At 57.4% G+C, this 23,374-nt stretch carries 23 protein-coding genes; 20 read left to right on the top strand and 3 right to left on the bottom strand.

Features of this window, described 5'->3' with window-relative positions:
* Positions 1-18: 18 nt before the first annotated feature.
* From EDY99_RS16865 to EDY99_RS16815, 11 genes are all read left to right on the top strand, one after another.
* The gene (locus EDY99_RS16865; protein WP_046688534.1) at positions 19-1,368 is read left to right on the top strand and encodes an efflux transporter outer membrane subunit; all 1,350 of its coding nucleotides are present in this window, start codon (positions 19-21) and stop codon (positions 1,366-1,368) included.
* 2 nt (positions 1,369-1,370) lie between these two features.
* Complete coding sequence (locus tag EDY99_RS16860; RefSeq protein WP_103101280.1) at positions 1,371-2,633, top strand: beta-ketoacyl-[acyl-carrier-protein] synthase family protein; 1,263 nt, start codon at positions 1,371-1,373, stop codon at positions 2,631-2,633.
* Between the two features lie 11 nt (positions 2,634-2,644).
* Positions 2,645-2,887, top strand: a complete 243-nt coding sequence (locus tag EDY99_RS16855; protein WP_033644937.1) for an acyl carrier protein — start codon at positions 2,645-2,647, stop codon at positions 2,885-2,887.
* 547 nt (positions 2,888-3,434) lie between these two features.
* Positions 3,435-3,983, top strand: a complete 549-nt coding sequence (locus tag EDY99_RS16850) for a tyrosine-type DNA invertase (protein ID WP_033644811.1) — start codon at positions 3,435-3,437, stop codon at positions 3,981-3,983.
* 482 nt (positions 3,984-4,465) lie between these two features.
* On the top strand, positions 4,466-4,981 hold the full coding sequence (locus tag EDY99_RS16845) for a fimbrial protein (protein ID WP_033652146.1): 516 nt from the start codon (positions 4,466-4,468) through the stop codon (positions 4,979-4,981).
* Between the two features lie 87 nt (positions 4,982-5,068).
* Positions 5,069-5,746 carry a molecular chaperone gene (locus EDY99_RS16840; RefSeq protein WP_123061942.1) on the top strand — a complete coding sequence of 226 codons (678 nt, stop codon included), beginning with the start codon at positions 5,069-5,071 and terminating at the stop codon, positions 5,744-5,746.
* Positions 5,747-5,851: 105 nt separating this feature from the next.
* The gene (locus EDY99_RS16835; protein WP_123061941.1) at positions 5,852-8,401 is read left to right on the top strand and encodes a fimbria/pilus outer membrane usher protein; all 2,550 of its coding nucleotides are present in this window, start codon (positions 5,852-5,854) and stop codon (positions 8,399-8,401) included.
* A 10-nt stretch (positions 8,402-8,411) separates the two neighbouring features.
* A complete protein-coding gene (locus tag EDY99_RS16830) occupies positions 8,412-9,470 on the top strand; it encodes a fimbrial protein (protein WP_197816435.1) in 1,059 nt (352 codons plus the stop codon).
* Positions 9,471-9,530: 60 nt separating this feature from the next.
* Positions 9,531-10,058 carry a fimbrial protein gene (locus EDY99_RS16825; RefSeq protein ID WP_103681943.1) on the top strand — a complete coding sequence of 176 codons (528 nt, stop codon included), beginning with the start codon at positions 9,531-9,533 and terminating at the stop codon, positions 10,056-10,058.
* A gap of 59 nt (positions 10,059-10,117) precedes the next feature.
* Positions 10,118-10,813: a response regulator transcription factor gene (locus EDY99_RS16820; protein WP_033644815.1), complete on the top strand. Its 696-nt coding sequence runs from the start codon at positions 10,118-10,120 to the stop codon at positions 10,811-10,813.
* A gap of 45 nt (positions 10,814-10,858) precedes the next feature.
* Positions 10,859-11,542 carry a response regulator transcription factor gene (locus tag EDY99_RS16815; protein WP_033644816.1) on the top strand — a complete coding sequence of 228 codons (684 nt, stop codon included), beginning with the start codon at positions 10,859-10,861 and terminating at the stop codon, positions 11,540-11,542.
* Between the two features lie 220 nt (positions 11,543-11,762).
* Here the strand turns inward: EDY99_RS16815 and EDY99_RS16810 are convergent, their stop codons facing one another.
* Positions 11,763-12,314 carry a tyrosine-type DNA invertase gene (locus EDY99_RS16810; protein ID WP_033644817.1) on the bottom strand — a complete coding sequence of 184 codons (552 nt, stop codon included), beginning with the start codon at positions 12,312-12,314 and terminating at the stop codon, positions 11,763-11,765.
* Between the two features lie 363 nt (positions 12,315-12,677).
* Between EDY99_RS16810 and EDY99_RS16805 the strand changes: the two genes are divergently transcribed.
* From EDY99_RS16805 to EDY99_RS24665, 3 genes are all read left to right on the top strand, one after another.
* On the top strand, positions 12,678-14,330 hold the full coding sequence (locus EDY99_RS16805; RefSeq protein WP_123061940.1) for a multidrug ABC transporter permease/ATP-binding protein: 1,653 nt from the start codon (positions 12,678-12,680) through the stop codon (positions 14,328-14,330).
* Between the two features lie 389 nt (positions 14,331-14,719).
* Complete coding sequence (locus EDY99_RS16800; RefSeq protein WP_071845171.1) at positions 14,720-14,833, top strand: YmiA family putative membrane protein; 114 nt, start codon at positions 14,720-14,722, stop codon at positions 14,831-14,833.
* 23 nt (positions 14,834-14,856) lie between these two features.
* Positions 14,857-15,018, top strand: coding sequence for a hypothetical protein (locus EDY99_RS24665; protein WP_164489280.1), 162 nt, complete (start codon positions 14,857-14,859; stop codon positions 15,016-15,018).
* Here the strand turns inward: EDY99_RS24665 and EDY99_RS16795 are convergent.
* Entirely contained in the window at positions 15,015-16,238 is a 1,224-nt protein-coding gene (locus EDY99_RS16795) for an MFS transporter (RefSeq protein ID WP_099783466.1), read from the bottom strand. The two genes, EDY99_RS24665 and EDY99_RS16795, sit on opposite strands and share 4 nt — an antisense overlap.
* Before the next feature lie 504 nt (positions 16,239-16,742).
* Here EDY99_RS16795 and agaR point away from each other — a divergent pair.
* From agaR to agaF, 6 genes are read left to right on the top strand one after another with little or no spacing between them, the layout of a single operon-like run.
* Positions 16,743-17,516 (top strand): transcriptional repressor AgaR, encoded by a 774-nt coding sequence (gene agaR / locus EDY99_RS16790; protein ID WP_033644822.1) that lies wholly within the window; start codon positions 16,743-16,745, stop codon positions 17,514-17,516.
* A gap of 23 nt (positions 17,517-17,539) precedes the next feature.
* A complete protein-coding gene (locus tag EDY99_RS16785) occupies positions 17,540-18,823 on the top strand; it encodes a D-tagatose-bisphosphate aldolase, class II, non-catalytic subunit (protein WP_089197385.1) in 1,284 nt (427 codons plus the stop codon).
* 1 nt (position 18,824) lies between these two features.
* Positions 18,825-19,301 carry a PTS N-acetylgalactosamine transporter subunit IIB gene (gene agaV, locus EDY99_RS16780; RefSeq protein ID WP_004931808.1) on the top strand — a complete coding sequence of 159 codons (477 nt, stop codon included), beginning with the start codon at positions 18,825-18,827 and terminating at the stop codon, positions 19,299-19,301.
* Between the two features lie 14 nt (positions 19,302-19,315).
* The gene (gene agaW / locus EDY99_RS16775) at positions 19,316-20,095 is read left to right on the top strand and encodes a PTS N-acetylgalactosamine transporter subunit IIC (protein ID WP_123061939.1); all 780 of its coding nucleotides are present in this window, start codon (positions 19,316-19,318) and stop codon (positions 20,093-20,095) included.
* Positions 20,085-20,978, top strand: coding sequence for a PTS system mannose/fructose/sorbose family transporter subunit IID (locus EDY99_RS16770; RefSeq protein ID WP_033644827.1), 894 nt, complete (start codon positions 20,085-20,087; stop codon positions 20,976-20,978). Before agaW ends, EDY99_RS16770 begins: the two co-directional genes overlap by 11 nt.
* Positions 20,979-20,988: 10 nt before the next feature.
* Positions 20,989-21,423, top strand: coding sequence for a PTS galactosamine/N-acetylgalactosamine transporter subunit IIA (agaF, locus tag EDY99_RS16765; RefSeq protein WP_033644830.1), 435 nt, complete (start codon positions 20,989-20,991; stop codon positions 21,421-21,423).
* Positions 21,424-21,459: 36 nt separating this feature from the next.
* Here the strand turns inward: agaF and EDY99_RS16760 are convergent, their stop codons facing one another.
* Positions 21,460-23,187 carry an ABC transporter ATP-binding protein/permease gene (locus tag EDY99_RS16760; RefSeq protein WP_123061938.1) on the bottom strand — a complete coding sequence of 576 codons (1,728 nt, stop codon included), beginning with the start codon at positions 23,185-23,187 and terminating at the stop codon, positions 21,460-21,462.
* Positions 23,188-23,374: the final 187 nt, after the last annotated feature.

The following is a 23,374-nucleotide window of genomic DNA, read 5'->3' as shown; positions in this document are numbered from 1 at the left end:
TTGATTTATGGACTGGTCATGCTGTCTTTGAGCGCTTGCGGAGGGCGGCCGATCGACGCCACGGCGCCACCGTCGTTGCCGCAGCAGTGGCGCGTGGTCGATGAACGTTCCGGTTCATTGCGGGCAGGCGTCGCCTGGTGGGAAAACTTCAATGATCCGCAGCTTTCCTCGCTGATCGATGGCGTGCTCATCGCGAATCAGGATCTGGCGCTGGCTGGATTGCAGTGGCGTGAGGCGATGTTGGAGGCCGGGTTGGTAGCCGGCAATGCGACCCCCGACCTGGCCGCCAGCCTGAGTGGCCGCAATACCAAGGCATTGCGCGGCGCGGCGCGGCCGCAAGAAAGTTACCGCGCAGGGCTGTCACTGAGTTATGAACTGGATTTATGGGGCAAGCTGGCGCGCATTCGCGAGCAGGCTCAGTGGCTGGCCGTCGCTTCGGAGTTGGATCGGCGCAATACCGCGTTGACTTTGATCGGCGCTACCGCTCGCGGGTATTGGCAGATCGCCGATTTGAATCAGCAAGTCACCCATCAGCAACAGGCGGTGGCGTTCGCGCGTGAGACTGTACGGCTGGTGGCGGCACGTCACACCGCCGGCGACGTCGGCCGATTCGAGTTGTTGCAGGCGGAGCAAAACCTATTGGCGCGTGAGAATCAACGGGATGAACTGGTACGGCAGCGGGAAGACGCTCGCAACTCGCTGGCGCTGTTGTTCGGCCGTTCACCCTTGCTGCGATACAGCGAAAGGCGAGCGCTACCGATCAACGAGGTGCCCATTGCGCCACGTCTGCCGGCGGCGGTGATGGCGCGACGGCCGGATGTGCAGGCGGCGGAGCGGCGCCTGCGGGCGGCGCTGGCCGGTGCGGAGGCCGCTACATTGCGTTTTTATCCGGCGCTGAGTCTGGATGCCGCACTGGATGCCGGCAGCGGGCTTTTCCGCCAATGGTTCAGTGAACCTTCGCGCTCGCTGGGCGCGACGTTGACGCTGCCGTTCATCGAGTGGCGCAAGATGCGCTTGTCCAGCGACAAAGCGACGTTGCAGGTGCAGCGCGCGGAGATTCAATTTCGCGATGCGGTTTACCGCGCGCTGGCAGAGGTAGACAGCGCCATGCGGGAACGTCTGGAAGCGCAGCGGCAAATCGGCAATCAGCAGCGGCATCTGGCGATGGGGCGACAAGCCGTGGCATTGGCCCGCCATCAATATCAGGCCGGTTCCGTCGCGCTGCAAACGTTGCTGGACGCGCAAGAGGCGGTGTTAGCCAGCGAGAATTCACTGTCGGCACTGCAATATCGCTACCTGAACGCCACGATGCAGCTCTGGCTGGCGCTGGGCGGCAACGAGGCTTTCGCATCCGGGCAAGGGGAGTAAGCATGGACAAAGAACGGAATACAAGACGCGTGGTGGTCACCGGTTACGGCGCCGTCACCGCGCTGGGTGGCAACGCGCAGCAAAACTGGCAGGCGATCATGGCCAACCGTTTGGCCTATCGCTATCACGATAAATCGGCGGCGGGGATCCACGCGCGCTTTTTTGCTTTGCTGGAGGCCGAACCGGCGTTGGAAGACGTTGCCGCGCGGGTAAGCCGCCGGCTGCCCAGATTCGCCAGGCTGGCGCTGGCCGCCGCCTCGGAGGCGATCGACATGGCGTTTTCATCTGGCCACGTGAGGCCCGGGCATTTTTATTCGTCGTTGGACTGCGGGGTGATTATCGGCAGCGGCTGGGGCGGCCAGGATGAGATCATGCAAAACAATGCGGACTATCTGCAATCCGGCATGGGGCAGCTGTTTGGCTGTTTTCACGCAATGCCCAATATTGCGACCGCCATATGCGGCCAACATTGGCAGTTACGGGGCTATCAAAGTTCGCCGGCGGCGGCCTGTGCGACCGGCGGCATCGCGATTGGCGATGCGTTTGAGGTGATCCGCAGCGGCCGCGCTTCAATGATGTTGGCCGGCGCGTCGGAATCACTGAGCGGCAATGGCGCGATATGGAACATCGACGCGTTGCGTTTGCTGAGTCGGGAGCAAAAGGATATCACCAAGGCCAGTTGCCCGTTCAGCCGGGAGCGCAGTGGCTTCGTGTTGGCGGAAGGGGCCGCCGTGTTGTGTCTTGAGGAGCGAGAGGCGGCTTTAGCGCGCGGCGCGACAATACTGGGGGAGGTCAAGGGATACGGCAACTTTTCAGACGCTTTTGACCTCACCGCACCGGCGGAGGATCCGCAGGCCAAGGTGAAAACCATTCGATGGGCTCTGGAACAGGCGGGGCTAGGCAATCATGAAATCGACTATATCAATGCGCATGGCACGTCGACGGCGCAAAGCGATGTGAACGAAACCGCTGCGATCAAGGCGGCTTTGGGGCGCGATGCTTACCGTACACCCATTTCCAGCACGAAATCCTATACCGGGCACTTGCTCGCTGCATCCGGCAGCTTTGAGGCGATCGTCTGCCTACAGGCATTGCAGCAGCAAATGATGCCGGCAACCTGCCATTTGCACGAGAGCGATCCCGAATGCGATCTCGATTATATCCGCGAGGGGCATCGTCGCGGTCGTTTGCGCAATGTCATGAGTCTCAACTTCGGTTTCGGCGGTGCTAATGCAGCGCTGGTATTCGGCAATCACAATGGATAATGGTAGGGCATATGGAAAAGTATCATCGATTGTATGAGGCGATTTGCGGCCTGTTGTATGAAGCCAAAGGATTGGACAGAACGCTGCTATCGGCCGATATGCCGCTGCAACAGTTGGGGTTGGACAGCCTAGATTATATGGAGTTGATGCTGCTGGTTAGGCGTGAGTTCGGCATTACGCTCAATGCGGAAATGTTTATCGAACGGCCTGATCTGACCCTTGGCGAGCTGTGTCACGTTATGACCAGTCAATAATTCTCCCCCCCCAGGCGGCCGTGTGCGGCGGTCAGACCTGGGTTATTCCCCATCGTGACTTTTATTTCCTCCTGCCCTGACCTTTCCTCTTATCGATTCACATAAAGATTAATACTTATCGGTTTGGTTAAGATACGTTCGCGCCGGCGGATTTATTTCGTTTTTTTACGAGCCGTATAACGCTTTGAAACCCATGGCGCCTCGCGATTTTATTAGGATTTTTCTTTGTTTTGTCGGTTTGTTTGCCAATTTTAGCGCATGTGTGAAATGGAAGTATTAACGCAAACTAAAGTGAATCGGGAAGTATGCCGTCCTTATTATTTCTGATGGTGGCAGTTGAGCTGCGGTTTTCATTAATGAGGGGGCCTCAAGGGGGGCGCTGAAGGGGGGATTAATCCCTGTACACTGTTCGCGTTTGGCAAATCCGTTATACTCCGCGCTGGATGCAGGAACCTATCCATAGCCAGGGGAAACCCTGAGTGTCCATTGTGGTGATGTAAAAGGAAAATGACAGCCACATTTTTCCGATCAAAGTAATAGAGGTTGTATGTCTAATCGTAAACATCTGACGCCTTCTGAAGTGGAGAGACTGCTTGAGGTCACGCTGCATGGAAAGAATCCAGAACGCGATTATTGTCTGATTTATATGTGTTTTATTCATGGTTGCCGCGCCAGCGAAATTGGGGGATGGCGTTTGTCGGACATCGATCTGGAAGGCGGCAACATTTATGTTCATCGCTTGAAGAATGGTTTTTCCACGGTGCATCCGCTTTATCTGCGAGAAAGGCAATGTTTGCGGCGTTGGCTGGATAAACGCCGGCAACACCGTTGGGCCGATCAGGAATGGTTATTTCTTTCCAATCGGGGCGGGCGTTTGTCGCGCCAACGTATTTACGGCCTGCTTCGTCATTACAGTAAGGTGGCGAAACTGGAGATTAACGCCCATCCGCATATGCTGCGGCATGGTTGCGGATTTGCGTTGGCGGACCGAGGTATCGATACCCGATTAATTCAGGATTACCTCGGGCACCGAAATATTCAGAATACAGTGATTTATACCGCCAGCAATGCACAGCGCTTTAAAGAAATTTGGTAAGCGCGATTTAATAGAGTAACGGTAAGGAGTCACTTTGAACTAAACTGAAACATACTGTAAGGACGCGTAAAAACAATGTCAATATTCCTACACTCACTTTGTCTGACAAAGGAGAATTTTATTTAAAAACATATAGTTGAGTTAATGTTTCATTTCTTCCGCACTCCAGCCATCTAAGCAAAATCCTAATCAAAGAAAAGTCAGTTTAAATCAATCGGCCAATCCCTTGGTTTTTTGGTCTGATTTGAGGTTATTTTGTTTTCTATTTGGCTTTAAATTCTGTCTTTTATTTGTTTTTTGGTTTTAAAAACCAAAGGAGTCACTTTAGTTCAAAATGAATCGTTTGGGTGAATAAGCCTTAGGCCATCAATAAGTTTGGTCAAGGGTATTTGCTCTTCGTGGAACTAAATAAAAGGGAATGACATTAAGGATATGTCGGAAATAAAACCATGCATATTTTGCATAATTTTAAGGAAAGTAGGATGAAAAAGAATCTGCTGGCTGTAGCTGTTTTGACCGCGTCTGCATTTACCACCTCCGTATTTGCCGCTGATGGCAAGCTGAATATCACCGGTAGCATCACCGATCAGTCGTGCACCGTCGATCCGGACTCCCAAAACAAGCAGGTCGCTCTGGGTAAGATCGCCAAAGATGCGTTTATTCAATCTAATACTGCAGGTGCCAAGGCATTCAACCTGGTGTTAAAAAACTGCCCGGCGACTGTCACCGGCGCCACCGTGCGTTTTGACGGCACTCAAGTTCAGGGCCAGTCCGGGTTGTTGAAGCTGACTGACGCCGCCGATGTTGCTGGTGGCGTTGGCGTACAGTTGCTGGATGATGCCAGCAATGTGCTCAATATCGGCAACGATTCCCGCGTATATACGCTGGCAGAGAACAAAGACAACGTTCTGGGCTTTGTGGCGCGTTATTACGCTTACGATACCGTTTCCGTCGGTAGCGCGAACGCCACCGCCAACTTCACTATCGCCTATCAGTAAATTCACGCCGTTATATCGGCGTGAGCGTTAGAAAAATGGGCCAGAGGCTGTGTCTCTGGCTCTTTATTCATCGGGGAAGATAACAAAATGAAAGCGGGATATTTTGCGCTGACGGCAGCGTTATTGATGGCGATTTGGGCTCCGGCTCAGGCCGGCGTGATCGTGGGCGGGACACGGCTGATATACGACGGAGGTAAAAAAGAGTCCGCTCTGAATATCAATAATCCGGATGCGGTGCCTTATTTGATCCAATCCTGGGTCGATGCTCAAGAGGGGGAAAGCGCTAAAGCGCCGTTTATCATCACCCCACCGTTGTTTCGCTTGGACGGCGGCCAAAATAACCTGCTGCGCGTAGTGCGTGCGGGCGGCAATTTGCCGACGGACAGAGAATCGCTGTATTGGCTGAATGTGAAGTCTATTCCTTCGGTAGAAAAGAAAGAAAACACGCTGCAAATTGCGATCAAGACCCGCATCAAGCTGATTTATCGTCCCCAGGGACTGGCCGGCAATCCGGAAGAAGCGGCCGGCAAAGTAACGTGGCGGCGCAGCGGCGATCGGCTGCAGGTGACCAACCCTTCACCCTATTACCTCACCTTTTTTAATTTGAAGCTGAACGGCAGTGCCATTACCGGCAACACCATGGTTGCGCCGCAAGCTACCGCCAGTTTTCCGTTACCGACGGCGAAGGGTGGGGGAGGCAGCCTGAGCTGGCAAATCATCAACGACTATGGCGGAACCGGCCAGACCTATACCGGCACGTTATAGCCGGGCCGCGATGCGTGTTTTTTGGCCCCGGAGTAACGCTGGGGCCAGCGTTCGGCTTACCTGAATTTTAGGCGGCTGAGCCAATCGGGACAGGGAGTTAAAAGGATGAATAACCCGAATAGCATTGGTTTACCAGGGACACGATCGATTTTGGCCGGTTTGATGTCTTGCCAGGTGGCGCTGCTTTATCCAATCGGTGCAGCGCATGCACGTGATTACTTCAACCCGGCGCTGTTGGAGATTGACAACCCGGCGCTGCGTGGCGCCGATCTCTCCGTATTTGAGGAAAACAACAGCCAGGCGCCCGGCACTTATCGGGTCGATCTTTACCTTAACGGCGAACAGGTTGACAGTCTCGACGTCGAGTTCCGGCTGATGCCGACGGCTGGCGGAAAGCAAGCGCTGCAGCCTTGTTTCAGCGCGGAAAAATTGGCCGAATTGGGGGTGAGAGTCTCCATGTTCCCGGCGATCGCGGCGGAGGAGCGCTGCGTCAATCTGGCGCAGGCCATTCCTCAGGCTTCGACGGTGTTCCAGTTTAATCAGCTGAGATTGAATCTGAGCATTCCGCAAGCGGCATTGAACTTAAATGCGCGCGATTATGTTTCTCCGGATAAATGGGACTCCGGCATACCGGCGTTGTTGGTCAATTACAACTTCAGCGGCGCCAATAGCCAAACACGCGGCAGCGAACGGCAGAACAACAATAACTATTACCTCAATTTACGCTCGGGCATCAACTGGGGCGCTTGGCGTTTGCGTAACTATTCCATCTGGAATCACTACACCGGCGGCGCTTCATCCTGGCGTTCAATCAATACCTATCTGCAGCGCGATATTGTTGCGTTGCAAAGCCGCCTGACTCTGGGCGACAGCACAACGTCCAGCGAGGTGTTCGACAGCGTACAGTTCCGCGGCGGGCAATTGGCTTCTGAAGATGACATTCTGCCGGACAGTATGAAGGGCTACTCGCCGGTGGTGCGCGGGATTGCGCGCACTAACGCGCAAATCGTGATCCGGCAAAACGGCTACGTGATTTATCAAAGTTATGTGCCGCCGGGTGCGTTTGAAATTACCGATCTGTACCCCACGGGCGGCAGCGGCGATCTGAACGTCAGCGTGCGCGAGGCTGACGGGCAGGAGCAACATTTCGTGGTGCCTTATGCCGTGGTGCCGGTGCTTCAGCGCGAAGGGCGTTTCAAATACAGCCTGACCAGCGGGAAATACCGTTCATACAGCGGCGGCGTTGATGAACGTCCGTTCAGCCAGGCCACCGGCATCTACGGTTTGCCGTGGGGGGCCACGTTGTACGGCGGCGTGCAAGCAGCCAGTAAGTACCAGTCTCTGGCGCTGGGGTGGGGGCAGAACATGGGGGCGGTGGGGGCGCTGTCCGCTGATGTCACTCAGGCATGGACCAAGCAGGAAACTCGGCCGAAAGAGCAAGGGCAATCATGGCGCCTGCGTTACGGCAAAAACTTCATTGAAACCGGCACTAACTTCAGCTTGGCCAGCTACCGCTATTCCACGCGTGGTTTTTATAACCTGCAAGAGGCGCTGGAGAGCTACGGCGGCAACAGCGCGATCTATAACGATCACAAAAAGAGCCGTGCCGAGTTGACGATGAGCCAGAGCCTGTGGGATCTGGGGGGAACGCTGTCGCTCAGCCTGTTTAACGAAGACTACTGGAATGACAATCGTCGTTCGCAGTCGGTCAGCCTCAGCTACAACAACAGTTGGGAAGCTGTCAGTTACGGACTGAATTACACCTTCAGCCAGAACGGGTATGACAACAACGGCAACCGCAGCAATATTCGCGACCATATCGTGGCCTTCAACGTCAGCGTGCCGCTCAGCAAATGGCTGCCTGGCAGCTACGCCACCTACAACATGAACGCCAGCCGCAACGGCGCCACCAGCAACAATCTTGGGTTGAGCGGCACCGCTTTGCCGGGCAACAACCTGAACTACAGCATCAGCCAGGGCTACACCGGCAGGGGCGTGGGGGCGAACGGTAATATTCAGGCGGACTACAAAGGCGCCCTCGCCGAGTGGAACCTGGGGTATGGCTACGATCGCCATCGCCAACAGGTGAGCTACGGCGTGCAGGGCGGTGTTCTGGTGCACCAAAACGGCGTCACGCTGTCGCAGCCGCTGGGCGATACGGTGGCATTAGTGCAGGCGCCCGGCGCTTCAGGGGTGGATGTTTTGAACCAGACCGGGGTCAGCACCGACTGGCGCGGCTATGCGGTTGTGCCTTACCTGACGCCTTATCGGCGCAATATCGTCGGCCTGGACGGCGAGTCTTTCGCCGAGGATGTCGATATGACCTTGAGCAGTCAAACGGTGATCCCAACCCGTGGCGCCGTGGTGCGTGCCAGCTTCAATCCGGATGTCGGTGCCCGCGTGTTGCTGACATTACTGACGCGCAGTGGCAATCCGGTGCCGTTCGGCGCCACCGTCAGCAATCTCAATAGCCCCTCTGATAATGCCGGCATTGTCGGTGACGGCGGGCAGGTTTATTTGGCCGGCATGGCGGAGAGTGGCCGGCTGCAGGTTAAGTGGGGCAATGACGCGGCTCAGCAGTGTCAGGCTAACTATCAATTGGCTAATCAGCCAGAGAGCGGCGGAATACGTCTCGTTAACGGACTGTGTTTATAAGGTGCAGACAATGGCGACAGGAATATCGATTCAACGCAGGGCGATCGCCGGTGGGCTGCTGGCGTGCGCAATACTGGCTGTACAGCAGGCGCAGGCGGCGCCAGGGCAGTGTACGCCGATATCAGGAACGCACGGCTTTTCATTTGCCTTTTCCCCAAGCTTAAGCGACCCATCGCAAAACGTGACGGGGCGGATTATCAAGAACGCGGATAAGAACGCATGGAACTTGCCCGGTTCGTATTATGTGAAATGCGAATGTACCGCTCGCACGGCTTCTTACATCACCGCCAAAATGCTGTTGACCAACCCGGTATTTCAGGAGGGCGGATTGACGTATTACGCGTTGAACGAATATCTGGGCGTCGCCAGCGAGGTCTTCGTGGCGGGGCAGCGCAATGAATACCTTGCTGCACCCTTTACCAATGAGACTAACCGTAAGACCAGCATGGATGGCGATGATGAATCCTGTGCCCGTTCGCCCTACAACAGCGGCGCGCGTGGGCGCATTCACCTGTATTTCCGTCGGCCCTTCGTTGGCGTGACGGCGATCCCGAATACCCGACTGGTGGAAACGTATGTATCGGTAGTGAGTGGCGTGAAAAGCGATACGCCGGTTTCCACCATCTCTATGAGCGGTACCGTCACCGTGCCGCAGAGTTGCGAGATCAGTCCCCAGACGGTGGTGATCGACTTTGGCGATATCGTCAGCACCCATTTCCAAACGAAAGGCGCGATGCCACCTCGTTTCACACCGGAAGAGAGAACGCTGACGCTGGCTTGTCGCAATATTTCCGAGGGCGTCAAAGTCAGTCTGTCATTTCGCGGCGAGGCCGACGGCAACATGCCGGAGGCGCTGAAGACCAGCAACCGCGACATCGGCGTGATGATTAAGGATATGCAGGGCAATGTGATTCGGCCGCAGAGCGGGCGCTTGCCCATCGATAACTTCCACTATCCCGACCAAAGCGGCAGTTCGCGGATCAGCGTATATCCGATCAATACCACCGGGCAAGCCCCTTCAGTGGGGCAGTTCAATGCCACGGCGACCATTCAGGCCGAAATCCAATAAACGGATATTTCAACGGCAGCGGGCTGACAGGCCCCTGCGTTTAACGACAAGGAGCAGATTATGGTGAAAATGTGTAATCGTTTTGGCTGCAACCTGGCGCTGACCGGCGCGTTGCTTTTGACCGTACCGGCGGCGCACGCGGTATCGAAAATAGTGATTAGCGGCAACATTAAAGCCGCCCCCTGCGAAATCGACGGTGCGAACGGCACTGTGTCCGTCAATTTGGGAGACGATATTTCCGCTGCTACCCTGGCGACGTCCGGGGCTTTCAGCCCCTGGATAGAGTTTCCTCTGACGTTAAAAAACTGCCCAAGCACCACCACCTCTGTCGTCGCGACCTTCAGCGGGACGCCCGCCGAGGAAAGCGCCAGCTTGTACAAGAGCAACGGCGGCTCTCGTCGGGTGCAAATTGAGTTGCAGAATAGCCAAGGGGCCAACCTGGGCAATGGCAAGAGCATGACGCAACTGGTGGATCGCGCGACGAATAATGCCAGATTCGATTTACGTGCGCGGGCATACAGCACCCATGGCGGATCGACGCCAGGTTCAATAGACGGCGCTCTGCAGGTCACTTTTGTCTATCAGTAGGCAATGGGACAAAAGGACCGGCGTGGGCGGAAGGTTAACGACAGAGTTAAGGTGATGATATGAAAATCAATTATCCCAATGGAATGGCCTTGGCGGTGGGCAATGAAGCGGCGGGTGCCGTGGCTGTCATGGAACCCTGCGCCATGACGGCTCTGGGGATGAGAAACCGGTTGATTGAATCCTGTGGTCTCCAACCTGGCAACATTCGGCAGGTAGCAAATCTGGTGGAACTGAGAGCCTTATTGACTGAGCATCCGCATCGTTTATTGGTGATGGAGCTGTGTGGTCAATCAGAGTCGGTATTGGAGGGATTCAAGCTGATCGCTGAGGTGCGGGAAAACTCGCCGGACACCGCGATTGTCATCTGTACGGCATTGGATGAACCGAGGCTGTTGCGGCAGCTCATCGCTTCCGGTATTCGCGGCCTGATGCTGAAGCAGGAACCGGCTATTGCATTGACCCACTGTGTTCAGCAAGTCCTGACAGGCAGTTGCAGCTTCAGCCACCGGGTACGCCAACGTCAATTGCATGAGGCTGGCGCCGATAAACCGCTGACGGCGAAGGAACTGGATGTGTTGACCCAACTGTTTTCCGGTAAGAGCGTGACCAGCGTGGCGCTGACCATGTGCCGTGATATCCGCACCGTCAGCACCCATAAACGCAATGCGATGTTGAAGCTGGGGTTTCACAGCGATGGGGAACTGTATCTTCAGGGGAAATGGATGGCTGCGCAAGGTTCATCCTTGGTTCGCTAGGCAAGCGCACGAGGTCTCGTGGGCAAGCAAGCATAGGAGCAGATTATGCATTTATGGCGTCAGCAACCGCTGAACATAGCATTAATGGACAGATGTCCATTGACGCTGGAAGGGTTGGCCAGTTTTTTAAAAACGCTGCCAACCCAGGTAAAAGTCGTCGTAAAGGAAACCAGCGTACGTGCGGTGGTGGATAGCGTGGTCTATCAGCAGGCCGACGTGCTGATTACCGAACTGGACGGTGAAGATGAGACGCCCGCTAAGGGCAGGGAAGCGTTGCTGGCCCTGTGCACGCAACTGCCCGAATTACGGGTGATTGCCTATACCCGTTGCCGTAATGCAGAAGAGTTAGGGCGATTGTTGCCTCAGCCCAATGTCAGCATCGTCGCCAGAGATGACGCTTTACCGCTGGTGGCGGAGTTTTTTAATCGGGTCTTGCTTGGGGAGCGAGTGTTGAGCCCACAGATAGGGACTTTTCTGGCCCCCTCGGTTAGCGCAGATGAGGTGGCCACTCGGAAGCTGACTCGCTGCGAGACTGATGTGTTGGCCTTTTTGTTCAACGGCATGAGCCTGCGGCAAATTGCCGAATTGCAACGCCGCAGCATCAAGACGATCAGCGCGCATAAATGCAGCGCCATGCGCAAACTGCAGGTGAAGAATGACAGCGAACTATTTTCATTGCACGGCAATATTACGCGACAATTTGGCGGGAAGTGGTCAAAGGGGACTTAATCGTTAATGGCAGGGTATAAGCCGGTAGCATAGGCGTTGAAAAAACAATCAAACAAGTGTTCCCCTGGGCGGGTGGATGAAAGCAGCTCGGCGTTGGAATAGTGCTGAATTAGACCGTTGTTGGCGTGCCGGGCTGCATTTTCCCATCCGATATTTTTACCTTACTCGATGCGCATGTTAAAAGAAGATGAGCGCCTGCATCGTTATTTCCATCGTAAGATTAAATGCTGATCGTGCGGAATCGCTCTACATTGGTTGCGGTGTAGATCACCGTATTCTGGATATTTTTGTGCCCTAAATAATCCTGAATCAAGCGCGTATCGACCCCGTTATCTGCAAGCGCGTAACCGCAGGAGTGTCGCAGCATGTGAGGATGAACCTGAACGCTAATGCCGGCCATTTCACCGTACATTCTCATTAGGCGATACAGTTGCTGACGTGAAATTTGCCCGCCGTGGCGCGACAGAAATAACCATGGGGAATTGGCGTCAGGATAGTTCGCCCGCTGGGCCAGCCAGTTTAACAGCGCCTGTCGTTCTCGCGGCTGAATGGGGTGTTGAACGGAAAAACCGTTCTTTAGCCGAGATATATGGATCCGATGGGAGGTAAGATCAATATCTTGCAGGCGTAATGATCGCAGTTCGCTCACCCGCAAGCCGTGAATGAAGCACATTAATAGTAAACAACGATCTCGAATGCTATTTTTACCCTCATGCACGGCGGCAATCAGTTGTTCAATTTCAATCTGGCTAAGGAATTTCCTTTTTTTCATTTTCCTTTCCTGCGTATCTGGTACTGGCGATTTCCATCATGAAGTTTTATTAAAGCATTGGAACATAATAGGCGGCAAAGGAAATAAATAATTTTATTTGCTAATGCATGGGTTTATTTTATCTTTTTCTTTTTGTTATTTTTTTAGTGAATGAATTTTGATTTTATAGATCTATTTTTTTAGCGGCTTATTTAATTGGCGAATATTTAGCGCCCAGAGTGAACCATGCTGCGAATTGGCCGCCGGCAGGCGGCAACGCCTCTCCCCCGACCAGTGCTTGATAAGCTGTGATGAGAATTCGTCTTGATCTCATTCTCGCGCCGCTTACAATGCCTGCCAGATCGCGATTTCAGAGGTTTGTTCATGGAACTGCTACGGGTGGTTTATCGGCAGTATCGTTGGCCATTTCTGGCGGTTATGGCATTGACCATGGCCAGCGCCGGTTTAGGCATCGGTATCATTGCTTTTATCAATCAATATCTGATGGACGCCAGCGGCAACCCATTGGCCGTGTTGCCGATGTTTCTCGCCCTGCTGGCATTGTTGATAGCGGTCACGTTGGGTTCGCAACTGGCGCTGACCACATTGGGCCATTACTTCGTCTATCGATTGCGTGGGCAACTGGTGAAGCGCATTCTGGATACCGAGATCGAGCGCCTCGAACAGTTAGGCAGCGCCTCATTGCTGGCCAGTCTGTCCAGTGACATCCGCAATATCACCATCGCCTTCGTGCGCTTGCCCGAATTGGTGCAAGGGGTGATTTTGACCCTGGGGGCAGCGGCCTATCTGGGGTGGTTATCGCCGAAAATGCTGGCGGTCACGGCGGTTTGGGTGGCGGTGACCGTGGTGGGTAGCGGCTGCCTGGTGTCACGGGTTTATCGCCATATGGCCAGTTTGCGCGAGTCAGAAGAGCGTCTCTATCATCGTTATGAATCGGTGATTGACGGCCGTAAGGAACTGACGTTGAACCGCAAACGGGCGCAGGCGTTATACGAGCAGGCCTATCAGCCCGACGCGCAAGCCTATCGCTACCATATCATTCGCGCCGATACCTTCCATTTGAGTGCGCTCAACTGGTCAAACATCATGATGTTAGGGGCGATCGGGCTGGTGTTCTTTATGGCCAACAGTTTGGGATGGGCGGACTCGACGGTGGCCGCGACCTACTCGCTGACGCTGCTGTTCTTGCGCACGCCCTTACTGCAGGCCGTGGGGGCGTTTCCGACGCTGGTCGGCGCCGAAGTGGCCTTCAACAAGCTGAAAGCGCTGCGTCTGGCCGAGTATCAGTCGGGGTTTCCAGCCGCCGTTGGCCGTTCCTGGCAGACGCTGGAGCTGCGCGACGTGGTTTTTCACTATGCAGATGCGGAACAACAGCCCGGTTTTACCGTCGGGCCGCTTAATCTGACGCTGCGGCGCGGTGAGCTGGTGTTTCTTATCGGCGGCAACGGCAGCGGCAAGTCAACGCTGGCGATGCTGTTGACCGGATTGTATCGGCCGGTAAGCGGGCACATCGTTCTGGATGGTGTCGCACAGACCGCGGCGGATATGCCGGACTATCGCCGGCTGTTTTCAGCGATTTTCACCGATTTTCATCAGTTCGATCGTTTACAAGGACCGGAAGGCGGCGAACCTGATACGGCGCTGGTCGCGCATTGGCTTGAACGGTTGAATATGAAAAGCAAATTGCAGTTCGACGGCGCCAGAGTGACCAACCCGCAACTGTCGCAGGGGCAGCGCAAACGTCTGGCCCTGTTGCTGGCGGTGGCGGAACAACGCGATATTTTGCTGTTGGATGAATGGGCCGCTGATCAGGATCCGCAGTTCCGGCGCATTTTCTATCGCGAACTGTTGCCGGCGCTGCGCGCGTTAGGCAAAACGGTGTTCGCCATCAGCCATGACGATCACTATTTCGAACACGCCGATCGGTTGCTGGAGATGCGCTCAGGCCATTTACGCGAGTTGACCGGCAGCGAGCGTGAACACGCCAGCCGGGATTCCGTCAGCAGAATCGGTTAACTTACGCCGGCCCGTGCCAGACCAAAACGGGCCGGCGCTTCTCCCGCGCATTATTTCAGTGCGTCGCTTCATTTTCTCTCGCTCCTCCAATGCTGTCTGCTGCCGATTTGGCTTACGACCAGTCAAATAATTGATGTTTGAATTATTTACCGGTGGTTTAATTTTGACCTTTAAAGGTGTGGCACACTGCGCATTCGTTCGCCTATCAAAACACGTTCTCGCCTGCCGATAACAGTGATATCCACGGTGCCGTTGTGGCTGATTCGGCAATGCAGACCTATGGGTAGCAGCATTTTTTTAAATTTCCATAGGAAAAAACGACTTTATTGATCGTTAAAATAGATCAATAATTTTATTTTGAGTGGTTTAATCTATTGGTTAGGGGCGCTGTGGTGAGCAAGGATGGATCAAATATCAAACGTAAAGCATGGCTGTGTGTGTTTATCGGTAGCGGGCTGTTCTGGCTGCTAACCGCTGCCGTGATTTACTGGTTACTGAGTTAGCAGGTTAAGCAGGAAGACGATTCGTGAACAAGAAGCAGGCTAAAAACCGTGAGGGCGTTCAGCGTCGCGCGCAGTCAAAAATTCCGCCTTCATGGGGGCTGAGCGATGAGCAGCGCGCCTTTATTGAAGATTTATGGCAGGATACCACTCCCGAAGCGGCGCGGCCCATCGTTCAGCGACGTTAGCCGATCACGCGGCTGCGGCCGGCCAGCGCGCCGAACAGCATTTGCAAGACGGTCAGGCATAGCAGAGCGATCAACGGCCAGCGCCAGCCTTCCGTCAGATCGTGCAACAGGCCGAATAAGGTGGGTCCCAGCGCGGCCAACAGATAACCGACGGATTGCGCCATGCCCGACAGCAGCGTCGCCTGATGATGATGCTGACTGCGCAATCCAAAGAACGACAGCGCCAGCACCAGCGAACTCCCCGCTCCCAACCCGGCAAACGTCAGCCACACCAGTGAACTGGCGGGTTGCACCAATAATCCCCCGACGCCGATAAAGATCAGCAGAGAACTGCCCAGCGCTATCGCCCGCTGATCGCGCGCGCGCGGCAAAATCACCACCATGACAAAGTTGGCGACGATCGCCACCACCTGATAAACGAACAGCTCGAAGCCCGCCTGCTGGGCTGAGGCGCCGTGGCTGACGGCAAAGGCGCTGAACCAGCCGATAATGGTGTAGAAGGCGATCGATTGCAGCCCCATGAACATCGCCACTTGCCAGCCCAGCGCGCTGCCCCAGGGAGAGCGATAGCGTTGCGGCTCTGCCGATTGTGGCTCTTTGGCTGCGGGTGTGGCTGTGCGCCGCAGCTGCGGCAACCAGATCAACAGCGCCAACAGCGCAGGTAATCCCCAGCACAGCAAGGAGAAGCGCCAGCCGAGATCGGCCAGGGAAGCCAGCGGTACCGCCAGACCGGAGGCGATGGCGGCGACCAGTGACATCACCGCCGCATAGGCCGCTATCATCGCGGCGGCGCGATGAGGAAAATCTCTTTTCACCAGCGTTGGCAGCACCACATTGGCGAAGGCGATGGCGGCACCGATCAGAACGCTTCCCAGCCACAGCATGGCGTCTTGCGGCAGGGAACGCAGCGCGATGCCGCAAACCAGCAGTGCGAGGGCAAAGCCCAGGGTGCGTTCGATTCCGATGCGTTTCGCCAGCGCCGGGGTGAGTGGCGAGAGGATGGCGAACAGGATCAGCGGCAGCGAGTTGATCAGGCCGGCGGCGGTGGCGGACAACGCCAGCTGTTGCTGAATCTGTTCCAGCAGCGGGCCGACGCTGGTGAGGGCGGCACGCAGGTTAGCCGCGATCAGCATGATGCCAACGATCAGCAGAGCAGGGCGATGCAAACGGCGACGCGGGGTCGCGATGGATGATGATGAAGATGAAGCGGGTTGCGGCATGAGTTCCTCGCACCAGGGCATGCAGACAATCAGCGCTGCATGGCGTGATGCGTTGATTGACGTTAACGCTTACGTACCGACAAGGAGCCGATATCTGATTGCAAGTGTAGGGAAGATGGCTCGTGCTGACAAGGGGATGGCCCGGCGGGATGGAGAGGGCTGACCCCCGCCGGCCGCAGGATAATTACCATTATGTGATCCTGGTCACTTAGCGAACTAAAAGTCATGGTGCAGGGCGGGGTCTGCAGCGCTTTCACTTCTGCCGCCGCCGGTGCGGCTGCTCTCCGGCGCTCATGCTCGTCATGGCATTTCATTTTTCTCCCATTCCATTTTTTTTGCTTTTCGATTCGTTTCGATTCGAAAGGTTTTTTGGCGGTTTTTTTGCTAAAACGGGGCTGTAAGCCCGATCACAATTTCATTGCTTTCGCTTTGCTGTAATGCCAGCGCAGTAGAGCGAAAGCCATCTTCTCCCCGGCGATACCGGAAACCTGAGGACCGCAGCTCATGCCAGTGAATACCGCAAAGCGACGTGAACACATCATCGATCTGTTATGCGAGCACGGCAGCGTGCGTGTGGAACAGCTCAGCAAACAGTTTGCAGTATCCACGGTGACGATCCGCAACGATCTGCGCTTTCTGGAACGAAAAGGGTGTGCGCTGCGCGCTTACGGCGGCGCAATGCTCAATCAGCAATTCGCTTTCGATCGGCCGCTGCGGGACAAAGGGCGGTTGAATCGCGATGTCAAAACGCTGATCGCCAACGCGGCGGCCGGCTATGTGCGCGACGGCGAGGCGCTGATCCTCGATTCCGGTTCAACCACCGCGCAGATTGTGCCGTTCCTGAAGGGGCGGCGCGATCTGGTGGTGATGACCAACGCGCTGAACATTGCCTATGAGCTTTCGGGAAACGACGGGGTGGAAGTCATGGTGCTGGGGGGCAGCGTGCGCCGCAACTCTTACTCGCTCTACGGTCCGGCTGCCGAGCAGCAATTGCGTCAGTACCGCTTCGACAAGCTGTTTTTGGGCGTCGACGGGTTCGATCTGAGCGCCGGCATCACCACGCCTCACCCCGGTGAAGCGCACCTCAATCGCGTGATGTGCGAGGTGGCGCGCGAGATTATCGCGGTGGCGGATGCCAGCAAATTCGGTCGCAAGAGCTTTTGCATGATTCGCGAAGCCGGACAAATCCATCGGCTGATCACTGACAGCCGTCTTCCGGACGATTACGAGCGGGCGTTAACCGAGCTGGGCGTGGAGGTCATCATCGCCGATCGGTAGCACGGCGCCTGCATGGGGGCTTCATGCAGCAGTTGTTACAGCTTGTCGAGCAGCACAAGGCCGGTATGCCGGTCGGGATTTTTTCCGTCTGTTCCGCCCATCCCTGGGTTCTGGAGGCCGCGCTGCGGCAGGCTAAAAGCCGCGGCACGCCGGTGTTGGTGGAAGCGACCTCCAACCAGGTCAATCAGTTCGGCGGCTATACCGGCCAAACGGCGGCCCAGTTCCGCGATGCGCTTTGGCGTCTGGCGGATGAGGTTGGCCTGGCGCGCGAGCGCGTGTGGCTGGGCGGCGATCATCTGGGGCCGAACGCCTGGCAGGATCGCCCGGCTCAGGAAGCGATGGCGCTGGCGGAAACGTTGATCGACGATTACGTTCGCGCCGGATTTCGCAAAATTCATCTCGATTGTTCCATGTCGTGCGCCGGCGATCCCTCGCCCCTGGGGGATGCGGCGGTCGCCGAGCGTGCGGCACGCCTGTGCGCGGTGGCGGAACGCGCCTGGGCGCAGAGCGGCGGCGAAGCGCCGGTCTATGTGATCGGCACCGAGGTGCCGGTGCCGGGCGGCGCGCAGGAGGCATTGGCGGGCCTGCAGGTCACCACGCCGCAGGCGGTGGCGCAAACGCTGGAAATGCACCGTATCGCCTGGCAAAAAGCCGAGCTGAACGATGCCTGGCAGCGAACCATTGCGCTGGTGGTGCAGCCGGGCGTCGAGTTCGATCACCACAGCGTCGAACGTTATCAGCCGCAGCGCGCCGACGCATTGAGCCATTTCATCGAACGGCAGCCGGGCATGATCTATGAAGCGCACTCTACGGATTACCAACCGCCGCAGGCCTATCGCCAGTTGGTGCGCGATCACTTCGCCATCCTGAAGGTGGGGCCGGCGCTGACCTTTGCGCTGCGAGAAGCGCTGTTCGCTCTCGATCGCATCGAGCGTGAATGGCTGGGGGAACGCCAGTCGTCGCAGCTGCGCGCCACGCTGGAACAGGTGATGCGCGAGCAGCCGCAGCAGTGGAGCCGCTATTACCACGGCACGCCGCACCAACAGTATCTCGATCGCCACTACAGCCTGAGCGATCGGGTGCGTTACTACTGGCCGCAGCCGCAGGTGCAGCAGGCGGTCGACGGCTTGCTGGATAACCTGCGCCGCAACCCGGCGCCGTTGGCGCTGCTCAGCCAGTACCTGCCGGATCAGGCGCGGGCGCTGAACGCCGGCGAATTGAGCGCCGATCCGCAGGAGTGGGTGCTGCATAAAGTGACGCAGGTACTCGACGATTACCACGCCGCCTGTTACCCGGAGGGCCGCTAGCATGCCGAACATTTTAATGACCCGCATCGACAATCGCCTGGTGCACGGCCAGGTGGGCGTGACCTGGACCAATACCCTCGGCGCCAACCTGGTGGTGGTGGCCAACGACGAGGCCGCCGCCGATCCGGTGCAGCAGAACCTGATGGACATGGTGGTGGCGGAAGGGGTGCAGACCCGTTATTTCACGCTGCAGAAAACCATTGACGTGATCCACAAGGCGGCGGATCGGCAGAAGATCTTTCTGGTGTGCAAAACGCCGCAGGACGTGTTGACGCTGGTGCGCGGCGGGGTGCCGATCCGTTTCGTCAACGTCGGCAATATGCACTTCGCCGAGGGGAAGCGGCAGGTGCACAAAACGGTGTCGCTGGACGACGGCGACGTGGCCGCGTTCCGCGCGCTGGCGGAACTGGGCGTGGAGTGCGAAGTGCGACGGGTGCCGGATGAAGCGGGTGAGGCGATCGGCAAACTGCTCTTTTGAGCCAGGGGGAAAGCATGTTGACGGATGCGTTATTGATTGCGCTGTTGGCCGGGCTGGCGGGGGTTGACCTGTTCGACGGTCTGACCCACTTCCACCGGCCGGTAGTGATGGGGCCGCTGGTGGGGCTGATTTTGGGCGATTTCTATACCGGGTTGCTGGTGGGCGGCACGCTGGAGCTGGTGTGGATGGGGATGGTGCCGTTGGCGGGAGCCCAACCGCCTAACGTGGTGATCGGCGGGGTGATCGGCACCGCATTCGCCATTCTGACCAAAGCCGATCCTAAAGTGGCGATCGGCGTGGCGGTGCCGTTCTCGATCGCGGTGCAGGGCTGCATCACGCTGCTGTTTACGTTGTTCTCACCGATGATGCACCGCTGCGATCGCATGGTGAAAGCGCTGAACTGGCGCGGCATTGAACGGGTGAACTATCTCGGCATCGGCATTCTGTTCATCTTCTATTTCGTGGTGGCGTTCCTGCCGATTTACTTCGGCGCCGATGCGGCCAGCGCCATGGTGCAGAAAGCGCCGGGCTGGCTGCTGGACGGGCTGGCGGTGGCGGGCGGCATGATGCCGGCGATCGGTTTCTCGCTGCTGATGAAAGTGATGATGAAAAAAACCTACGTGGCCTATTTTATCCTCGGTTTCATCTCGGTCACGTTTCTCAAGCTGCCGATCCTGGCGGTGGCGCTGGGCGCCCTGGCGATCGCTTTGATTGATTTCTTCAACACGCAACGCGGCGCGGCAGAGGCGACGGCCCGGCCCGCTCCGCAGGAGGACGCCGAAGATGGCATTTAACGATTCCGACGATCTGCTGGCGCAAAAGGCCGAGCAGCGTATGGCGCAGGCGCTGGCCACCAGCCAGGTGGAGCAGGACGACTATCTGGACAGCCGGCCCGCCGAAGCGCTGACGCGCGGCGACATCAACCGCATGGCCTGGCGTTCGCTGCTGCTGCAGGCGTCGTTCAACTACGAGCGCATGCAGGCGGGCGGCTGGCTGTATCAGCTGATCCCCGCGCTGCGCAAGATCCACCGCAACCCGCAGGATCTGGCCAACTCGATGAAGATGCACATGGAATTTATCAACGTGCACCCGTTCGACGTCACCTTCCTGTCCGGCCTGGTGCTGGCGATGGAGCAGAACAAGGAAAAGATCTCCACCATTCGCGCGGTGAAAGTGGCGCTGATGGGGCCGCTCGGCGGTATCGGCGACGCGCTGTTTTGGCTGACGCTGTTGCCAATCTGCGCCGGCATAGGCGCTTCGCTGGCATTGGAGGGCAGCCTGTTCGGGCCGATCGTCTTCCTGCTGCTGTTCAACCTGTTCCACTTCGGCCTGCGTTTTGGGCTGGCGCACTACGGCTATCAGGCCGGCACCAGCGCGCTGGCGCTGCTGAAGACCCATACGCGGCGCATTTCTCACGCCGCTTCCATTGTCGGCATGACGGTGATCGGCGCGCTGGTGGCCTCGTACGTGCACCTGTCCACGCCGCTGGTGATGCATGCCGGCAAGGCCAGCGTGGCACTGCAGACCGACGTGCTGGACAAGTTGATGCCCAACTTGCTGCCGCTGTGCTTCACGCTGCTCATTTTCTTCCTGATGAAGCGCGGATTCTCGCCGGTGAAGCTGATTGGCGTCACCGTAGCGATCGGCGTGGCGGGCAAATTTATCGGCATTTTATGAGGAGCGGGATATGCCAGGCATTGTGATTACCGGCCACGGCGGCTTTGCCTCCGGGCTGCTGCAGGCGGTGGAACAGGTGGTGGGGCCGCAGCGACATTGCGCGGCGGTCGATTTCCCCGAACAGATGAGCACCGCGCAGCTCAGGGATGCCTTACGCTCGGCGCTGGTCGCGGTGGCGCAGCCGGACGGCGTGGTGTTCCTGACCGACATGCTCGGCGGTTCGCCTTTTCGCAGCGCCTGTGAACTGGCGGATGCGCGGGGTGATTGCGAAGTGCTGACCGGCGTCAACATGCAGCTGGCGGCGGAAATGATGCTGGAGCGTGACGGACTGAGCCTGGATGAATTTCGCGAGGTGGCGCTGGCGTGCGGTAAACGCGGCCTGACCAGCCTGTGGCATGAACGCCGCCGAGTGAAGTGCGAAGACGCGCAGGCCGACGGCATCTGAACGAAAACCGGGCGCGGGCGCGCCCGGCTCCGTGAGTTAGGCCGGCAACGGGCTCAGCGCCAGACGCGCCGGTTGGTCTTCGCCGCGGCTGAAGCGCCAGCAGGTCTGGTGGTATTTCGCCACGCTGTTGCGGTGCGCCACGCTGACCAGCGTCACGTCCGGCAGTTCATCCACCAGCAGGCAGTACATCAGTTGCTCGGTTTCGTCGTCCAGCGCGCTGGTGGCCTCGTCGAGGAACAGGATGCTCGGGCGAATCAACAGGGCGCGGGCGAAGGCTAGCCGCTGTTGCTCGCCCGGCGACAGGCGATGGCTCCAGTTGGCGGAGGTGTCCAGCCAACGCTGCAGGTGCTTCAGGTGGCAGTTTTCCAGCACCCGCATCAGCTGCGCGTCGCTGTATTCCGACGCCAGGCTCGGGTAGCTCAGCGCTTCGCGCAGCGTGCCGATCGGAATGTAGCTGCGCTGCGGCAGGAACAGCATGTTGGCGTTGCCCGCTACCCCGATGGCGCCCGCGCCGTAAGGCCAGATACCGGCGATGGCGCGCAGCAGCGTTGACTTGCCGCAGCCGGAAGGCCCGACGATCAGCAGGCGATCGCCGCGTTGCAGCGTCATCTCGGCGCCGGTCAGCAGCGGCTGGCCGTCGGGCAAGTGCAGGCTGAGGTTGTCCAGCGTTAACGGATGGGCGGTCTCCTCCCGCAGTTGAATGCCGCGCGGCTGATGGTGAACCTGATCGACGGCGGCGTTGAAGCCGGCCAGACGGTTAACGCAGGCTTTCCAGGTCGCCAAATCGTTAAACGCGTCGATAAACCACGACAGCGCGCCCTGCACCTGGCCGAAGGCCGAGGCGATCTGCATCAGGCCGCCCATCTGGATGGCGCCGGAGAAGTAGCGCGGCGCCGCCACCAGCAGGGGAAACACGATGGCGAACTGGCCGTAGAAGTTGGTGGCGATGTTGAGCCGCCGGGTGATGCGCATGATCGCCCACCAGTTGCTGCGAATGGTGTCGAAACGGTCACCCAACTGCTGCGCCTCGCGCGGTTCGCCGTGGTACAGCGCAATGGCGTCGTTGTTTTCGCGGATGCGGATCAGGCCGAAACGGAAGTTCGCCTCATACCGTTCCTGGTTGAAGCCCAGCATGACCAGCGGTTTGCCGACCCACCAGATCAGCAGCGATCCCAACACCGCATACAGCAGCGCGAACCACACCATATAGCCGGGCAAGGTGATGGCGTGTTGCCCGAGCGCGAAGGTCATCGGCCCGCTGACGTGCCATAAAATGTCGATAAAGGAAAACAGCGTCACCAGGCTGGAGAGCAGCCCGAGCGACAGCGACAGGGTATATTGGGTCAGCACGTTGAGATCTTCAGCGATACGCTGATCGGGGTTATCGACGATCTGCTGCTGCTCGGTGTGGTAATACGCCTGGTGCGCCAGCCATTTTCCCATGAACCTTTCCGTCATCCAGCGCCGCCAGCGCATCTGCAGCCCCTGAGTCAGGTAGATCTTGTAGACCGCCAGCACGATGAAGATCAGCGCCAGATAGGTAAAGCGCCACAGCTGCGCCTTGAATACCGGGTAGTTTTTGTTCTGCAGCGCGTCGTAGAACACCTGGTTCCACTGGTTGATCTGCACGCTGATATAGACCAGGCCGAGCGACAGGACGACGATGGCGATCAGCATCATCCAGGCGCGCCATCGTTCCTCCGACACCCAAAAGGGTTTGATCAACTGCCAAATGGCGTGTTTCTGCAAGGGGGTTGCGTTCATAACGGCTCGATAATTGCGGTATTTTGTTCAGCATGGGCTGCGGGCCGGTAACAAACAAACCGCGACTGTAAGCAGTTTTGACTCCGCTAACCGTTTGAAATAAGGCGGCTGAATCGCCGTCGGCGCGCAGGTGAGCGCAATTGCGGCATACACTCCGGCGCCGGGCGGTTATACTGGCGCCGAATTT

The organism is Serratia sp. LS-1 (assembly GCF_003719595.1).
In the GTDB taxonomy this organism is placed as follows: Bacteria; Pseudomonadota; Gammaproteobacteria; order Enterobacterales; family Enterobacteriaceae; genus Serratia; species Serratia ureilytica.
This window is presented reverse-complemented; position numbering and strand designations above follow the sequence as displayed.

Excerpts from the sequence above, each read along its gene's own strand:
- agaR (WP_033644822.1), top strand. The coding sequence starts at position 16,743 with ATGCCAGTGAATACCGCAAAGCGACGTGAACACATCATCGATCTGTTA.
- EDY99_RS16855 (WP_033644937.1), top strand. The coding sequence starts at position 2,645 with ATGGAAAAGTATCATCGATTGTATGAGGCGATTTGCGGCCTGTTGTAT.
- agaW (WP_123061939.1), top strand. The coding sequence starts at position 19,316 with ATGTTGACGGATGCGTTATTGATTGCGCTGTTGGCCGGGCTGGCGGGG.
- EDY99_RS16825 (WP_103681943.1), top strand. The coding sequence starts at position 9,531 with ATGGTGAAAATGTGTAATCGTTTTGGCTGCAACCTGGCGCTGACCGGC.
- agaV (WP_004931808.1), top strand. The coding sequence starts at position 18,825 with ATGCCGAACATTTTAATGACCCGCATCGACAATCGCCTGGTGCACGGC.
- EDY99_RS16815 (WP_033644816.1), top strand. The coding sequence starts at position 10,859 with ATGCATTTATGGCGTCAGCAACCGCTGAACATAGCATTAATGGACAGA.
- EDY99_RS16835 (WP_123061941.1), top strand. The coding sequence starts at position 5,852 with ATGAATAACCCGAATAGCATTGGTTTACCAGGGACACGATCGATTTTG.
- EDY99_RS16820 (WP_033644815.1), top strand. The coding sequence starts at position 10,118 with ATGAAAATCAATTATCCCAATGGAATGGCCTTGGCGGTGGGCAATGAA.
- agaF (WP_033644830.1), top strand. The coding sequence starts at position 20,989 with ATGCCAGGCATTGTGATTACCGGCCACGGCGGCTTTGCCTCCGGGCTG.
- EDY99_RS16795 (WP_099783466.1), bottom strand. The coding sequence starts at position 16,238 with ATGCCGCAACCCGCTTCATCTTCATCATCATCCATCGCGACCCCGCGT.
- EDY99_RS16850 (WP_033644811.1), top strand. The coding sequence starts at position 3,435 with ATGTCTAATCGTAAACATCTGACGCCTTCTGAAGTGGAGAGACTGCTT.
- EDY99_RS16770 (WP_033644827.1), top strand. The coding sequence starts at position 20,085 with ATGGCATTTAACGATTCCGACGATCTGCTGGCGCAAAAGGCCGAGCAG.
- EDY99_RS16810 (WP_033644817.1), bottom strand. The coding sequence starts at position 12,314 with ATGAAAAAAAGGAAATTCCTTAGCCAGATTGAAATTGAACAACTGATT.
- EDY99_RS16760 (WP_123061938.1), bottom strand. The coding sequence starts at position 23,187 with ATGAACGCAACCCCCTTGCAGAAACACGCCATTTGGCAGTTGATCAAA.
- EDY99_RS16805 (WP_123061940.1), top strand. The coding sequence starts at position 12,678 with ATGGAACTGCTACGGGTGGTTTATCGGCAGTATCGTTGGCCATTTCTG.
- EDY99_RS16860 (WP_103101280.1), top strand. The coding sequence starts at position 1,371 with ATGGACAAAGAACGGAATACAAGACGCGTGGTGGTCACCGGTTACGGC.
- EDY99_RS16840 (WP_123061942.1), top strand. The coding sequence starts at position 5,069 with ATGAAAGCGGGATATTTTGCGCTGACGGCAGCGTTATTGATGGCGATT.
- EDY99_RS16865 (WP_046688534.1), top strand. The coding sequence starts at position 19 with ATGCTGTCTTTGAGCGCTTGCGGAGGGCGGCCGATCGACGCCACGGCG.
- EDY99_RS16785 (WP_089197385.1), top strand. The coding sequence starts at position 17,540 with ATGCAGCAGTTGTTACAGCTTGTCGAGCAGCACAAGGCCGGTATGCCG.
- EDY99_RS16845 (WP_033652146.1), top strand. The coding sequence starts at position 4,466 with ATGAAAAAGAATCTGCTGGCTGTAGCTGTTTTGACCGCGTCTGCATTT.
- EDY99_RS16830 (WP_197816435.1), top strand. The coding sequence starts at position 8,412 with ATGGCGACAGGAATATCGATTCAACGCAGGGCGATCGCCGGTGGGCTG.